General features: G+C 66.3%; 17 protein-coding genes. 7 read left to right on the top strand and 10 right to left on the bottom strand.

Going from position 1 to position 14,468, the window contains the following annotated elements:
* Positions 1-216 precede the first annotated feature (216 nt).
* Positions 217-888 carry a phosphoribosyltransferase family protein gene (locus tag B6V72_RS02940; protein ID WP_088718719.1) on the top strand — a complete coding sequence of 224 codons (672 nt, stop codon included), beginning with the start codon at positions 217-219 and terminating at the stop codon, positions 886-888.
* Positions 889-904: 16 nt separating this feature from the next.
* Here B6V72_RS02940 and B6V72_RS02935 read toward each other — a convergent pair whose 3' ends face one another.
* Both B6V72_RS02935 and B6V72_RS19110 read right to left on the bottom strand, forming a co-directional pair.
* Positions 905-1,330 carry a DUF2267 domain-containing protein gene (locus B6V72_RS02935; protein ID WP_075776585.1) on the bottom strand — a complete coding sequence of 142 codons (426 nt, stop codon included), beginning with the start codon at positions 1,328-1,330 and terminating at the stop codon, positions 905-907.
* Positions 1,331-1,485: 155 nt separating this feature from the next.
* Positions 1,486-2,061, bottom strand: coding sequence for an Hsp20/alpha crystallin family protein (locus tag B6V72_RS19110; RefSeq protein ID WP_166504531.1), 576 nt, complete (start codon positions 2,059-2,061; stop codon positions 1,486-1,488).
* Between the two features lie 198 nt (positions 2,062-2,259).
* On the opposite strand from B6V72_RS19110, the gene B6V72_RS18915 reads away from it, so the two are divergent.
* The 4 genes from B6V72_RS18915 to B6V72_RS02915 all read left to right on the top strand — a co-directional run bounded on the left by B6V72_RS18915 (position 2,260) and on the right by B6V72_RS02915 (position 5,096).
* A complete protein-coding gene (locus B6V72_RS18915) occupies positions 2,260-3,099 on the top strand; it encodes a universal stress protein (RefSeq protein ID WP_168172999.1) in 840 nt (279 codons plus the stop codon).
* Positions 3,100-3,107: 8 nt separating this feature from the next.
* Positions 3,108-3,554: a host attachment protein gene (locus B6V72_RS02925; RefSeq protein WP_088734584.1), complete on the top strand. Its 447-nt coding sequence runs from the start codon at positions 3,108-3,110 to the stop codon at positions 3,552-3,554.
* A gap of 106 nt (positions 3,555-3,660) precedes the next feature.
* The gene (locus tag B6V72_RS02920) at positions 3,661-4,026 is read left to right on the top strand and encodes a hypothetical protein (RefSeq protein WP_075776582.1); all 366 of its coding nucleotides are present in this window, start codon (positions 3,661-3,663) and stop codon (positions 4,024-4,026) included.
* A 356-nt stretch (positions 4,027-4,382) separates the two neighbouring features.
* A complete protein-coding gene (locus B6V72_RS02915) occupies positions 4,383-5,096 on the top strand; it encodes a response regulator transcription factor (RefSeq protein WP_088718716.1) in 714 nt (237 codons plus the stop codon).
* Here the strand turns inward: B6V72_RS02915 and B6V72_RS02910 are convergent.
* The 3 genes from B6V72_RS02910 to B6V72_RS02900 all read right to left on the bottom strand — a co-directional run bounded on the left by B6V72_RS02910 (position 5,071) and on the right by B6V72_RS02900 (position 8,518).
* Positions 5,071-7,029, bottom strand: coding sequence for a PAS domain-containing sensor histidine kinase (locus tag B6V72_RS02910; RefSeq protein ID WP_168172998.1), 1,959 nt, complete (start codon positions 7,027-7,029; stop codon positions 5,071-5,073). The two genes, B6V72_RS02915 and B6V72_RS02910, sit on opposite strands and share 26 nt — an antisense overlap.
* Before the next feature lie 65 nt (positions 7,030-7,094).
* Positions 7,095-7,529 carry a hypothetical protein gene (locus tag B6V72_RS02905; protein ID WP_075776579.1) on the bottom strand — a complete coding sequence of 145 codons (435 nt, stop codon included), beginning with the start codon at positions 7,527-7,529 and terminating at the stop codon, positions 7,095-7,097.
* 116 nt (positions 7,530-7,645) lie between these two features.
* Complete coding sequence (locus tag B6V72_RS02900; RefSeq protein WP_088718713.1) at positions 7,646-8,518, bottom strand: Crp/Fnr family transcriptional regulator; 873 nt, start codon at positions 8,516-8,518, stop codon at positions 7,646-7,648.
* 519 nt (positions 8,519-9,037) lie between these two features.
* Between B6V72_RS02900 and B6V72_RS02895 the strand changes: the two genes are divergently transcribed.
* Both B6V72_RS02895 and B6V72_RS02890 read left to right on the top strand, forming a co-directional pair.
* Complete coding sequence (locus B6V72_RS02895; RefSeq protein WP_075776577.1) at positions 9,038-9,454, top strand: cytochrome c; 417 nt, start codon at positions 9,038-9,040, stop codon at positions 9,452-9,454.
* A 477-nt stretch (positions 9,455-9,931) separates the two neighbouring features.
* On the top strand, positions 9,932-10,294 hold the full coding sequence (locus B6V72_RS02890) for a hypothetical protein (protein WP_088734580.1): 363 nt from the start codon (positions 9,932-9,934) through the stop codon (positions 10,292-10,294).
* 95 nt (positions 10,295-10,389) lie between these two features.
* Here B6V72_RS02890 and B6V72_RS02885 read toward each other — a convergent pair whose 3' ends face one another.
* Genes B6V72_RS02885 through B6V72_RS02865 form a run of 5 tightly spaced genes read right to left on the bottom strand, consistent with a single transcriptional unit; the run spans position 10,390 to position 14,461 of the window.
* The gene (locus B6V72_RS02885) at positions 10,390-11,358 is read right to left on the bottom strand and encodes an agmatinase (protein ID WP_088734578.1); all 969 of its coding nucleotides are present in this window, start codon (positions 11,356-11,358) and stop codon (positions 10,390-10,392) included.
* Between the two features lie 13 nt (positions 11,359-11,371).
* The gene (locus B6V72_RS02880) at positions 11,372-12,103 is read right to left on the bottom strand and encodes a 3-oxoacyl-ACP reductase family protein (RefSeq protein ID WP_088734576.1); all 732 of its coding nucleotides are present in this window, start codon (positions 12,101-12,103) and stop codon (positions 11,372-11,374) included.
* Positions 12,100-12,867, bottom strand: coding sequence for an SDR family oxidoreductase (locus B6V72_RS02875; RefSeq protein WP_206185764.1), 768 nt, complete (start codon positions 12,865-12,867; stop codon positions 12,100-12,102). The genes B6V72_RS02880 and B6V72_RS02875 overlap by 4 nt, the downstream gene beginning before the upstream one ends.
* The gene (locus tag B6V72_RS02870; protein WP_075776572.1) at positions 12,864-13,658 is read right to left on the bottom strand and encodes an ABC transporter ATP-binding protein; all 795 of its coding nucleotides are present in this window, start codon (positions 13,656-13,658) and stop codon (positions 12,864-12,866) included. Before B6V72_RS02870 ends, B6V72_RS02875 begins: the two co-directional genes overlap by 4 nt.
* Before the next feature lie 2 nt (positions 13,659-13,660).
* Positions 13,661-14,461, bottom strand: a complete 801-nt coding sequence (locus tag B6V72_RS02865) for an ABC transporter permease (protein ID WP_077701206.1) — start codon at positions 14,459-14,461, stop codon at positions 13,661-13,663.
* Positions 14,462-14,468 lie beyond the last annotated feature (7 nt).

The following is a 14,468-nucleotide window of genomic DNA, read 5'->3' as shown; positions in this document are numbered from 1 at the left end:
CTCCTGTCGGGCCCGCGGTGAGGGCGGGGCGGTCTGCGCTTCAAATCGACTTAGGGCCCTGCGCGAGATCGTCCCGAAATTCTTTGCGCCGGGCGCGGGCTGCGCAAGACCCAGCAGAGCGAAAACAAATCCGCCCTCGTTGTTCGAAATCAATGCCACGGGCCGGAGGGCACGGCAGGCTTACGGTCGAATACGCCCCTGCAGAGGCTCATCCGGATGTCCGATTTCGAAGGTTACACCGACCGGAGGGAGGCGGGGATCATCCTCGCCCGAAAGCTCGACGCCTATCGCGGGCGCGACGCGGTGGTGCTTGCCCTGCCGCGCGGCGGGGTGCCGATCGCGTGGGAGATCGCGGAGCGTCTCGATCTGCCGCTGGACCTCGTTTTCGTGCGCAAGCTCGGCGCGCCCAGCAATCCCGAAGTAGCGCTTGCAGCGATCGCGGGTCTTCGCGGCGAGGTGATCGTGCGCAACGCGGACGTGATCCGCGCCACCGGCTGCGACGCGGCGACGCTGGAGCGTCTCGCAGCCCGCGAACGCGAGGTGATCGCGGACCGGATCAAGCTTTACGGGGCCCCGGGGCTGCCGCTGGCCGGGCGGGTCGCGATCCTCGTGGATGATGGGGTGGCCACGGGGGCCACGATGCGCGCGGCGTTGCGGGCAGTGCGCGCCGCCGGTCCAGCCGAGCTGGTCTGTGCGACCCCGGTCGGCGCCACCGACGCGTTGGAGGCGATCCGCACCGAGGCCGACCGCGTGGTCTGCCCGCTCGAGGTGGAATTCTTCGGGGCGGTCGGGGCCTATTACACCTATTTCGATCAGGTGCCGGACGCCGAGGTCACGCAAATTCTCGCGAAGGCGCGGGCGCGCCCCTTGGGCAAGGATCCGGCATAGCGGCCCAGCGGCGCGATCAGGCCAGGAGGCTGCGCAACGAATGACGCATCGCCTGCGTCACCTGCCGGTATTCGCCCTCGGAAATCCGCTCGTGCAACAGATCGAACACCGCCGCCACCTCCGCTTCGGGATCGTCGAGCGGGCGGTCTGCGAACGCCTCCGTGACCCTCGCCACGAAGGCATCGCGATTGCGCGGATGCGCGGGCTGGCGGGAGGGCACAAAACCGTCATAGTAGATGCCGCGCAGCAACACTGGAAGCTGCGCCCCGAGATCGGCCGCTTCCGCGGTGGTCAGGAAATCGCGGATCGCATGCAAGGTGGTACGCAGCAGCAGATAGGCGTGGCTGCGATCCTTGTTGTCCAGACGATATTCCAGATCGTTGAGCCATTCCGCCACGATTTGCGGGGCGTGGTCGATGGCGCTCAGGCCGGTCACTTTCATCGGTCGAACCTCCCGGTCGAAGTACTGAAGACACCGCCTCAGCTTTGGATACTCGCGAGATATTCCGCGATCAGCAGGATTGTCCTTCCAGATTTGGGGCGGCCCCGCGCGCCTAACGGTTGCGGCGCACGGGGCAAGCCTCCGGTCATGTGCAATTATTGCGCCTTGACCGCGATGCGGCGGTCTTTCTCGCGCGCTTCGGTGGTTTTCGGCAGGGTCACGGTCAGAACCCCGTCGCTCAGAACCGCGTCGATGCGGTCTGGATCGACCCCGCGCGGCAAGGTGATCGTGCGTTCGAGCCTACCGGAGCTCCGCTCCTGCACGACGTAGTCTCCCTCATGCGTCTCGCGCTTGCTGGAGCTTTCTCCGCGGATCTTCAGGCGTCCGTCGTCGAGCTTGAGCTCGATCTCCTCGGGCTTGAGCCCGGGCATGTCGACGCGCAGCTCGTAGCTTCCGTCATTCGCGACGAAATCCATCGCGGGCGCGGAGAGCGAAAGGTCGCCGAAGCCCGACGGCAGGGTCAGGGCGCGCGGCCATCCGGCTCCGGGACGCGCAAAGTCGTCGAACAGGCGGTCGATCTCGGAACGCAGCATCGCGAAGACATCGCGCCCCCGCGCGGGCGGGGCGGCGCTGGAGGCTGGAGGTTTCGCCGGTGTTTCGGCGCTCGGGGGCTTGCTGGTCGGCGGGGCGCTCTCGTGCTTGACGCCGATCTCGGTGGCTTGTGGTGTCATGCTGGATCTCCCATGCGAAGTGTCTTGGTAGAACGCCATCGAAGCTGTCACGACCGGTGCGGCTTGCGCATTGACGGCGCGCATAGGGGGCGCGGCGGACCGATGGTTCCGAACCGCTCCGACGTTGCGCGCGATCAATGCCGCATCGCCCGCAGCGGCGCAGTCTCGGCGCGATGCCAGCCACTCAGGAGCCCGAAGATGATTCCGCGCACCGTTGCCGCCGCCTTTCTCGAGACCGACGACGCCCGATGGCTCGCCCCGATGACGGCCGGGTTGTGTCGCGGTTTCAACGCCCATCTGATCGGGGTGCATGGCGTAGAGCCGCTGCCGCTGTTGGGGGGTGATCTGGCGAGCGATCCGATTATCTACCCCGAATTCCTCGACTGGCAGCGCAAGGAGGCCGCCGCGATCCGCGAGACCTTCGAGCACGCGCTGACGGCGGAGGATGTGCAGGGAGAGTTCCGCAGCCCGGTCGACACGCGCGACGCGCTGGTCGACTTTCTCGTCGATAGCTGCCGCGCCGCCGATCTGGTCGTCTCGGCGCGGGTGCCGCCCCACGCGGGCCGCGCGAGCGACATCCGTCTGCAGGAGCAACTGATCCGCCAGACCGGACGTCCGGTGCTGGTGGTGAGCGAGACCGTAAAGCTGGAGCGGCCCGCGCGGCACGTTCTTCTCGGTGTTTCCTGCAGCCGCGAGGCGATGCGTGCGGCGCATGACATGCTCTATCTTGCGGCCAGCGGTGCGCGGATCGATCTGCTCTCGGTGTCGCCCTCCGGGGGAGAGCGGCAGGCGGTCGACGATCTGCGCGACGATCTGGCGACGGCGCTCGACCGGCGCGGATATGACGTGACGCTTCTCGACCGGATGAAAACGACGTCGGAGGCGGGCGACGAGTTGCTGCATACCGCGCGCGAACGCGGCGCCGAGCTGATCGCCGTCGGCGCGTTCGGTCATTCGCGGCTCTATGATTTCGTGATCGGCGCGGTGACGACGCGCCTGTTGGAGACTTCCCATCTGCCGGTGCTGTTTTCGAAATAGGTGAGCCGATGCCCCAGCCGAAGAAAATCGAATGGATCGTGGTGATGAACTCTGCCAGCGCGCATGTGCTAGCCGATGCCGAGGGCCATGCGCTGGTCTTCGAGCTTGAATCGCCACATGCACGCCCGCGCGACCGAGACCGCGACCGGGCCGGGCGCAGTTTTGCGATCGGATCGCCCGGGCGGCGGGCCGCGATGGCGCCGCATGGTGATCCGAGCCATGTTCAGGAACTCGCCTTCGCCCGCGATCTGAGCGACCGCCTCGAACGCAGCCTCGGGGAGGGGGAGTTCGACACGCTCGTCCTCGTCGCGCCGCCACGCATGCTCGGTGCGATGCGCGAGGCGATGCCCGATTCCCTCGCGGCGCGCGTGAACCGCGAAATCCGCTCTAACCTTGCGAGCCTTTCGCCGAACCAGTTCCGCGAAAAACTGCAGGAGGCGCTGAAGGTGACGTGACCCGCGCATTTGCATTTTGCAGTGACAGCGATCAATGCGCGCCGCCTCGCGGCTTCGCATCCTGACCCTGCCGCACGGAGTCGAACCCGATCAGAGGAGAAGTGTCATGGCCAAGTCCTCCAGCGAAGACACGCCCGACCGCGCCGATATCGAGGAACACGAGCGTCTGGCAGTCGAGGCGATCCGCTCCGATCTCGAAGATCTGCGCGAGGATGTGACGGAACTGGCGCAGGCGCTGCGTCGTCATGGCCGGTTGCGGGCCAGCGATCTTGGCGCCGAAGCGACGCGGCGCGGCCACGAGTTCGTGGAAGATGCCCGCGACGCGGTCTTCGAGATGCGCGAGGCGCTCACCGAGGCGCAGCACGACCTGCGCCGCAGCGTGCGCAGCCATCCCGTGCCGTGGGCCGGGGTGCTGCTGGGGATGGTGGGGACCGGGCTGCTGGTCGCCCTGCTGATGGAGCGACGCAATTGAGAGTTGGCGGCATGGGAACGGGTGCAGGCCGCGCGGGCGGTTGGGGTCGATAAAACGACACTGCTTGCAGGTCTGTTGGGGGAGTAGCGCGCGTTTCCACATCGGAAGCGCGCGCTGCGCATTCTGGGGCCGAGTTCCACCGCACACGACGTCCGTATACTCGCGTCCCGTCCAACCGGTTATTTTCCGAGATGTCTCGCGCCAGGGCTCCGACCGGCTCAACGGCTTTGGCGAGGGGCCGATGATCACGCGGCGCTCAAGGTTAATTGCCCGCGCCCCGTTTCGTCGCTTGATCACGGTCAAAGACAGAACCGGCAGGGCGAAGGGATCATGGCGTACCTTCGGAGGAGGCGCCTGTGGAACGGCAGACAATTCTTATCGTCGAAGATGATGCCGCCGTGCGTGCGGCGCTGCGGGAGTGTCTCGAGGCGGAAGGCTGGGCGGTGCGCGAGGCGCAAGACGCGGCCGGCATGTTGCGCGAGATCGAAACGGGCGGCATCGACCTCGTGACGCTCGATCTGGGGCTCGGCGCCGATGACGGGTTTGCCTTGGCCCGGGTTCTGCGCGGGCGCAGAAACATTCCGGTCGTCTTCATCACGGGATATGGTCAGCCGTTAGACCGGGTACGCGGGCTGGAGGCGGGGGCGGACGACTATATCGTCAAACCCTTTGCCGCGCGCGAAGTGGTGATCCGCATCCGCCGCGTGCTCGAGGGATACCGGACGCGGGCCGTGCCGGTCGACCGGCTCCATATCGATCACAGCAGCATCGACCTGCGTCGGGGTGTGATCGAGCATCGCGACGGGCGCCGCGAGGACCTGACCGGAACCGAGACGAAACTGCTCGAGCTGTTCCTCAGCCGCCCGGCGCAGGTGCTCTCGCGCGACGATATCAACCGGGCTCTGCACGGGCGCGACTGGTCGCCCTACGACCGCACCATCGACACCCATATCGCCCGGCTGCGGCGCAAGATCGAACCGGGAGACGCGTCGCCCCGGATGATCCGCTCGGTGCGCGGCGTGGGCTATGTCTTCACCGGGCAGATCAACCAGGAGGCGCGTCGGGGTTAAGCGCGCGCGCGACGGCTGCGCTCAATGTCGAGAGCGAATAGGGTTTCGTGAGCAATTCGATCTCTTGCTCGACCTTCGGACGCCCGGCGAATTTCTCCGATGCATGCCCCGAAGTCAGAAGCACCGGCAATCGGGGGTCTCGGGCGCGCACCCGATCGACCAGGTCGAAGCCCGAGCAACTGCCGGGCAGGACGACGTCGGAAAACAGCAGATCCACCGGCTCGCCCGCCTCGATCTGCTCCAGCGCCTGATGCGCATTCCCGGCCTCGATCACCGCGTATCCCAAGGCTTCCAGCCGGTCGAGAACCGTCTCGCGCACCAGCGGATCGTCCTCGACCACGAGCACGAGCTGACCGTCACCCATCCGCAGCGCGTCGCGATCTTCGGCTGCGGCAAGCATGGGATCCCCGTCGACCTCGGGAAGATAGAGCGTGATCGTCGTGCCCTCACCGGGGGCGCTGTCGATGTCGAGAAAACCGCCCGCCCGCGCCACCGAACTCGCGACGCTCGTCAGCCCGAGCCCGTTCCCGACCCGCGCATCCTTGGTGGTGAAGAACGGATCGAGCGCCTGCCGCCGCACATCCGGCGTCATGCCGTGGCCGGTATCGCTCACGCTAACCGTCAGGAACCTGCCCGGGTGCGCGCCTTCGATTTCGCCTGCCTGCTGCACGTCGAGCTGCGCGCTGCCGGTCCGGATCGTGATGGTGCCAGCCGCCGAAATCGCATCGCGGGCATTGATGACGAGATTGAGCAGTGCCCCGTCCAGTTCCCCGCGATCCATGTAGATCTGGCCTCGATCCGCGCCCGGCAAGAGACGCAGATGCACCTGCTCTCCGAGCACCCGCTCGAGAAGCGTCCATGTCTCTGCGAGCTGCGCATCGAGGCCGAAGCGCACCGGTTTGGGCGTCCGCGCCCCCGCGAGCGCCAGCAGCCGCTGGTTGAACCCCGCGCCGATCCGCGTCGCGTCGATGGCGCGTTCGAGATGCCCGCGCGCGAGATCGGCCATCTCGGTGCGCGCCGCCAGCTCCAGATTGGACAGGATGACGGTCAGAAGATTATTGAAATCATGCGCGATCAGCCCCGCCATCCGGCCTACGGTTTCCATCCGCTGCCCGCGCACCATCGCCGCCGCGATCCGAGCGCGCTCGGTCCGGTCGAGGATTGCGCCGATAGCGCCGACCGGGCGGGGCGGGTCGGCGCTCTCGTCGAAGCGGATGTTCCCGCGCAATTCGATCACCTTGGGCTCGGCGCTGCGGGCGAGCTTGAACTCGATGGAGAATTTCCGGCTGCCCGTGGGATCGATCGCCGCGCGATGCGCCTCTTTCAGGCGCACACGATCCTCGGGCGCGGCGAGGGCAATCCACGTGTCGAAGCTGTCGGGCACCTCCTGCGTCTCAAGGAGTTGCCGGGCGGGCTCCGTCGCGACGAGCGTGTCGCGGTCGAAATCCATCTCGAAGAACGCAATTCCCGCGGCTTTCATCGCCTCGATGATCTCTTCCGCGCGCAGGTCCGTCAGCTGTTGAAATTCCTTTTCGGCGCTGATGTCCTCGATGATCAGGATGATCCCCGCGACTTGTCCTGCGCGGCGCAGCGGTGCGACGGTCCAGCGGGTCCACGCCTCGCGGCCGTCGGGACAAATCGTGCGGCTCTCGTCGCACTGCACGGTTTCGCCCGCCAGCGCTTTGCCGCGCGCGTCGCGGCAGGCTGCGGGTAACCTAGGCAGCAACGCGTCATGGTCCGACCCGACGGCATGTGCGATATCGCCCCCGTAGGCCGCCAGAAACGCCGCCGAAGCCGCGACGAACCGCATCTCGGTGTCGAACACCGCGACCGGAACCGGTATCAGATCGATCACGCCCTCCAGATCCTCGGCGAGCGCCGCAGCGCCGTGGCCCGGTCTCGGGTCGGGCCTGCACTCTTCGGAATTTGCCATCGACGCCACTCCTTGCGCGCTTGGCACCACGCGTCCCGTGCCGCGCCAACCGCTGCCGCGGGCTCTCATACGGGCGTCGCGTGACGCTTCTCTCCGGAGCCCGCGACCCGCAGTGAGGTCACGAAAAGTTCCTGCGCCTGTTTTTGCGTGTCGAACACAGCCGCCGTCATTTCCTCGGCGACCTGTCCCCAGAGGCGGCGATAGAGCGCGGAATAGTCGTCGATCGCGCCCGAGACGAATTCCGACCACGCGGCGGCGATGGCCGCCGGATCGCCGGGATTGGCGAGATTGGCGAGCAGGGCGCGGTCACAGGTGATCCGATCGGTGGTGAAGCGCAGCCATTCCTGGTTGAACTGCAATGTCCGATCCGCCGCCTGCATCTGCATCGCGACGAAGGGGCCAAGCAGCGCAGGGTCCGGTCCGTCGGGTGGAAGCAGGCGTTTCAGCAGTTCGGCGTAGCCCGCATTGGTGTACGCGGTCGCGTCGGTCGAGCTGGGCATCGGAGCCTCCTCCGGAGTTGATGTCGGCTCCCCGAGCTTTGCCGCAGGGGCAGGCGCGTGCATTGATGGAGATCAATGCGCGCGTGGCGAAACCCGCCTTGGCCCGGGGCGGTTGCCTAGCGCCGCGTCCCGGGAAACGCGGCAGCCAGCGAGCCTTTGGGCGCTTGTCCCGCGCCGCTACGCATGGCCGCGGCTTTCCCGCCCATCGCCCCTCGGTCGAAGTCCGACAGGCGCGGCGCGGGAGCGGGTTCTGCAAGGGCCGCGCCGATCCGCTCGTTCTGGAACTTGGCAAGTCGCCGCAACCGCCCGAGATCGGTGACGGCGAGATGATCGGGCGCAAGCAGGCGGATCGCGCCGCGCTCCTCGATCTGGTGCAGCGCGCGGCACAGGGTCTCCACTGTCATGTCCAACAGCGAGGCCAGATCGCGCCGGGTCAGCACGATGCGGATTTGCGGCGTGCTGCCCTCGGTCGCGCCGGGCAACTGCTCCACGAGCCAGAGCGCGAGCCGCTGCACCGTACTGCGCCCGCGCATCTTCACCACGCTCATCTGCAATTCTTCGAATTGGCGGTTCAGCGCCGACAGGAAGCCCCGGAAGATTTGCGGATGTGACTGCAGAAAACCGTGCCAGGTCTGGCGCGGCATCCAGCAGATGGTGGTCTCGGTGGCGGCCTCGCTCGAGAACCCGTTCACCTCGCGTTCGGGGTCGCCGATCAGGTGGCCCGTGCGCAGAATCTGCAGAACGTGTTCGTCGCCGCCTTCGGTCAGAACGACGAGTTTCACGAGCCCGGATGCGACGATCCCGATCCGGTCCGCCGCTTCGCCCTGTGCCGCGATCTCGGCCCCTTGGCGATAGGTTTCGCGGTAGCTGCGCCGGGCGAAATCGAGTAGCGCGTCACGATCGAAAGCGCTGCAGAGCCCTGTCTGGCGCGCCGTGCAGTCGTCGCATTTCGCATCGAATTGCGGCCGTATCGGCTGAATACTTGACATGTTTCCCTCCCCCTTGGGTCGCCCGGTCGGTGGCAGTTCGCGGGCAACGGTCACCTGCGTGACGAGAGGAATCTTGCCGTGTCGGAGGGCATCTGTCAGGCGGTGAATTGTAGAGAAATGTTAATTTATGCAATTTGAGTGGCGTTGTGCGCAATATTGTTGCGCGGAGCATGGGGGATGGAGGGCGGCGGAGAAAAACCGCCACGCCGATGAATTCGGTCCCGCCGGCCACGCCTCGGGGAGGGGCGCATGGTGGCCGACGGGATTCGCGAAATGCTCTTCGACCGGGGCGACCGAGCGAGGTCACCCCGAGCCTTCCGCGAATGCCAAATGATGCCCCAGCGCGGAGCAGGCGCCATTATCGGGCGTCAATCGCGGCGTAGCGAGGGCGCCGGTGCGGGGCTCGGCTATCTGCGCGTAGGACCAGGCGCGCCCCGCCAGCGCCTCCGAATTGACGGCGGACAATGCCGCGGCACCGCGCCGCGGGAAAGCTGGGCCACCGATATGGGAGGATATCAAATGACTCAGGTTCGACCTTTCCTGCTCGCTCTCGTCTTGATCGGCGCGGCGGGACCGCTCGCGGCTCAGGACGCCATGACGTCCGACGAGATGGGCGCGCAGCTTTATGCGGACAATTGTGCCGCCTGTCACGGCATGAAGGGGCAGGGTGACGGCCCGCTCGCAGAGGCCTTCATTCAGGACATTCCCGCGCTGACCGGGTTGTCTGCGGCCAACGACGGGACGTTCCCGCTGCTCAAGGTTATCCAGATCCTCGACGGGCGGACGGAAGTGCGCGGGCATGGCGGGCCGATGCCGGTCTTCGGCGCGCTGTTCCGCAACGAGCTGGAGCCGTTGGTCGGGCGTTTCGGAACCGAGGCGGTGATCCGGGGCCGGGTGCTGGCGATCGCGGAGCATGTCGCCACCTTGCAGGAATGAAGGCACCTGCCGCGCGATTGTCGCTGGTCAATGCAGGCCGCGCGGATCGCGCGCAGACTTCCGAAATCGATGCGAGGAGTCGATACGGAGATCGCCATACGGATACGCTGCGCGCTGCGGCCCGGTGGCCGGTCCGCCCCGACACGGAGAGCTCCATCGATCGAAGGGTCATCGTTGTCGTGTGATTTCCGATGTGAAAACATCGACATCGCGCGTCGGACGATGGCCCTTCGTCACGTTTGACGCACCCAGGGGCCGGGGCGGCCAAACTCTCCGGCGCTTTGACCAAATTTTTTTCGCGCAACTGTGACCCTGTCTCGCGCCTGTCGCAAACCTCTGCGAGAAATGGGCGAAACCCCGCCCAGACAGACCGTCCGAGAGGGTTTGCGGGTTTCGCATTGACGGTGGTCAATGGCGCGGCTGGCCGGATTGGTTTTAGCTGGGAGGCGTCATAGCCAAGCTCGAAGGAGTGTGCGGATGTTTCGTTGGATCACCCCCGAGAACAGTTCTGACCTTCTGCCGCAGCCGCGAAGGGCGCGGGACGATGGCCTCGCGCCGGAGACCGTTCCGTGGCCGCTGCCGGGCGCGCGCGCCAGACCGGACGACACGGCCGGCCCGACCGGAGTGCGGCTTCGGAAAACGGGACCGGACCGCACATTGGAGGTCTCGGCGTTGCGCGATCTCGGCCTCTCTCCACAGGAGATCGCGCGCTATCTCGGCCTCGCGCTGCAGGAGGTCGCCAGTTTGCTGAGCGCCGATCTCGACCTCGCTGCGAGCCTCGCCAACAATATGACCCCGGTTTATCGCACCCGCGCGAACGCGATGCGCTGGGTGGGGTGAGCCGGTCCCGCGATCATCGCAGACCGTCCTCCGGAATGTGAAGGGCGGCCTGCGAAATGCCGGGACAGGACAGGGCAGGATGGGGGCGGTCGCGGTTACCCGCGCGTCATGGTCACGGCCATCTGGCACAGGATCTCGAACATTACCGAGACGCCGAGGAAGGCGGTTGCGCCGGAAGGGTCGAAGGGCGGGGAGACCTCGACGAGATCGGCGCCCACGATATCCACCCCGTCGAGCAGACGGATCACCTGCAACGCCTGATAGGAATTCGGGCCGCCCACTTCCGGCGTGCCCGTGCCGGGCGCGAAAGCCGGGTCGATGAAGTCGATATCGTAGGAGAGATAGGTGGGCTTGGATCCGACGATCTCGCGTGCCTCGGTCATCACATCCTCGACGCCGCGGGCGTGGAACTCCTCGATCGGGATCACGCGCACGCCTACGCTGTCGGCAAAATCGCGATCTTCGCTATCATAGGTGGAGCCGCGAATACCGATCTGCACCACGCGTTTCGGGTCGAGCAGCTCTTCTTCGATGGCGCGGCGGAAGGGCGTGCCGTGCGTGTACATGGTGCCGCCGAAATAGCTGTGGAACAGGTCGGTATGGCTGTCGAAATGTACCATGCCGAGCGGCTCGGGCGTGCCCAACGCGCGCAGGATCGGCAGCGAATTGAGGTGGTCGCCGCCTGCGGTGAGCGGGCGGATTCCATGCTCGCGGACCGTCTCGAAAAACCGGGTGATCCGGTCCATCGCGTCCTGAATGTCGGCGGGGTTCGGGGCGACATCGCCGAGATCGGCGCAGTTGACCATCTCGAAGGGGCGCACGCCGGTCGCGCCGTTCTGCGCCCGGATCATCGTCGAAAGATCGCGCAACTGGCGCGGGCCGTGGCGCGGGCCGGGACGGTTGGTGGTGCCGGAGTCCCACGGGCTGCCGATCAGACCGATCTGCACGTCGCTCAGGCGCGGATCGTCGAGCGGCACATGCGGCAGGCGCATGAAGGTCGGCACGCCCGCGAAGCGGGGCAGATCGAAGCCGGAAACGGGGTGGAAAAAGGGATCGCTGGACATGGGGTCGCTCCTGTCAGGTCATGACGCTGCCACCGTTCACGCCGAAGCATTGACCGGTGATGAAATTGCTCTGCGGGCCCGCGAGATAGCAGGCCATCGCGGCGATATCCTCGGGCTGGCCGAACCGGGCGAGGGGCGTCGCCATGTCGATTGCCAGCTGTTCGGGGCTCATCGAGGCGGGGCTCGTCATGTCGGTCTCGATCGAGCCCGGCGCGATGGCGTTGACAAGGATTTTCGGTGCCAGTTCGCGCGCGAGTGTCCGGGTGAGCGCGATGATCCCGCCCTTAGAGGCGGTATAGGCGGACATTTCCTCGCGCCCGAGAAAACCCAGATCGCTCGCGATATTGATGATCCGGCCTTCCTCGGCCCTGCGCACGAAGGCACGGGCGGCGAGGAATGTGCCGCGCAGGTTCACCGCGATCACGCGGTCGAACTCGTCTATCTTCGTCTCGGCAATCGGGCTTTCGCGCAGGATCCCCGCGTTGTTCACGAGGATGTCGACCCGCCCGAACCGCGACTTGACGGCGTCGAACATCCCCTCGACCTGCGCCTCGTCGGAGACGTCGGCGGGCAGGGATTCCGCCTCGGTCAGCTTTTGAAGTTCGGCGAGCGTTTCGCACGCCTGCGCATCGTCGGGATGGCAGAACGCGACTTTTGCGCCTTGTGCAGCCAGCGCCAGCGAGATTGCGCGCCCGATCCCGCGCGAGCCGCCGGTGACCAGTGCGACTTTACCGTCGAGGCTCATGACATGACCTCGCCGCGGTCGACGTTGAGCGCCTGACCGGTGATATTCGCGCCAGCCTCGGACGCGAGGAACATATACGGATCGGCCATGTCGGCGGGCACCATCAGCCCGTCGATGGCTTGCGCGGCCATGATCTCGGCCTCGACCTCGGCCTCGCTGCGCCCGCTGGACTCCGCCAGCTCCCGCAGCGAATTGGCCGCCGGCCCGGTTTTCACCCAGCCGGGGCAGATCGCGTTGACGCGGATGCCGCGGGGGCCCAGCTCCTGCGCCCATGTCCGGGTCAGCCCCAGAAGGGCGTGTTTGCTGGCGACGTAGGCCGAGAAGCCCGGTACGGCGGTGCGCGCCCAGATCGAGGCGGTGATCACGATGCGCCCGCCCTCGGGAATGCGCGAGATCAGCGCGTCGGTCACGTTCTGCGTGCCGGTTACGTTGATCGCCACGATCCGCTCGAACATCGCGTTGCCCGTGGGATTGTCGCCGGTGAGCGGCGTGGGGCGCTCGAGCCCTGCATTGTTCACCAGCACATCGACGCGTTTGATATCGGCCAGCGCCTCGGTCACCATCTCCGCCTCGGCGATGTCGCAGCGGATCGCGCGGACCTTGCCGGGCAGGCTCTCGGCGGCCTCATAGATCGCGTCGGTCTCTGACAGAATGATCAGGTCGGCGCCGGCGCGGGCAAACCCTTCGGCGATGCCATAGCCGATCCCGCTCGATGCGCCGGTGACCAGAACGGTCTTTCCGGTGAAGTCGAATGTCACACTCATTCCTTGCCGCGTCCTTCCTCTCTCATCAGCCGCATCAGATGCCCCTCCAGGTCGGAGTAGCCTTCCAGTTTCACGGCTTTTTCCTTGTCGGCGATCCGCGCGCCCTGCTTGAATTCGGGCACGATCACCTCTTTCACCCGGCCCGGATGGCTCGAGAGAAAGACGATCTTGTCGGCGAGGAAAATCGCCTCCTCCAGATCGTGGGTGACGATCACCATCGTCGTGTTGGTCTTCTCAGCGACGTCGATCATCAGCTCCTGCATCAGCCAACGGGTCTCGGCATCGAGTGCGCCGAACGGCTCGTCCATCAGCAAGACCTCGGGGTCATTGGCGAGCGTGCGCGCGATGGCGACGCGCTGACGCATCCCGCCCGAGAGTTGCGACGGGTAGGCTTCGGCGAATTTCCCGAGGCCTACGAGATTGATGAATCGCTCCGCGCGTTCGCGGCGCTCGGCGGCCGGGACGCCGTTGATCTGCATCCCGAACTCGACATTCTTGCGCACCGTCAGCCAGTCGAAGGAGGTATAGGCCTGAAAGACCATGCCCCGGTCGCGGCCCGGTCCCTCTACGCGACGGCCGCCGATGACGATCTCGCCGCCGCTCGGGGTCTCGAGCCCCGCGATCATGCGCAGGATCGTCGATTTCCCGCAGCCCGACGGGCCGAGAAGGACGCAGATAGAGTTGCGTTCGACGGTGAAGCCCGCGCCCTCGACGGCGACCAGCTTGCGCCCGCCCGACAGCTCGAATTCCTTCGTGATTTCGCGGATTTCCAATGCGGTTTCGGCAGCCATGCTCAGCTCTTTCTCAGATAAGGGAAGGCCCAGCGATGCAGGGCGGAGAAGGCGAGGTCGAACAGCAGGCCCAGCACCCCGATCACGATGATCCCCGACAGGATTTCATCGGTCTTCAGGAAACGTCGCGCGCGCATCATCATCGCGCCGATGCCGGTGGTGGAGGCGACGATCTCGGCGATCACCAGATAGGTCCAGGTCATCGCCAGCATCTGGCGCATCGCGGTCACGATATCGGGCAGAACGGCGGGGAAGATCACGCGGGCCACGACCTTGCGGCGCGGTGCGCCTAGCGTGAGGGCAGTCTCGACGAGTTCCTCGCGGACGTTCTTGGTGTGATCCATGATCAGCGTGATCAGGAAGAAGATCACCCCGAGGAACAGCAGCGCCAGTTTAGGGGCCTCGCCGGTGCCGAACCACATTAGCAGGATCGGGATGAAGGACGGCGCGGGCAGATAGCGCCAGGCGGAGACGAAGGGGGCGAAGAACGCCTCGATCGCGGGGAAGGAGCCCATCATCACGCCCAGCGGCACCGCCACGGCGCTGGCCAGCGCGAAGGCGATCAGCACGCGGCTGATGGAGATCAGGACATCGCTGCTGAACCCGCGACTAAAGAACAGATCGAAGGTGGTCGCGAAGACCTGATGCGGGGCTGGGACGAGAAGCGGGTTCACCAGACCGCTGGCCGAGGCGACGATCCAGATGCCGAAGAACAGCACCCAGACGGCGAGCGCGGAAAGCAGCTTCTGACGGCGGTTCACGGGCTTGCGCAGCTGGAGAAAGGGAGTGGGTCGGGCGCTCAAGGCAGAT

Origin of the sequence: Thioclava sp. F34-6 (assembly GCF_002213235.1) — a bacterium.
In the GTDB taxonomy this organism is placed as follows: domain Bacteria; phylum Pseudomonadota; class Alphaproteobacteria; order Rhodobacterales; family Rhodobacteraceae; genus Thioclava; species Thioclava nitratireducens.
This window is presented reverse-complemented; position numbering and strand designations above follow the sequence as displayed.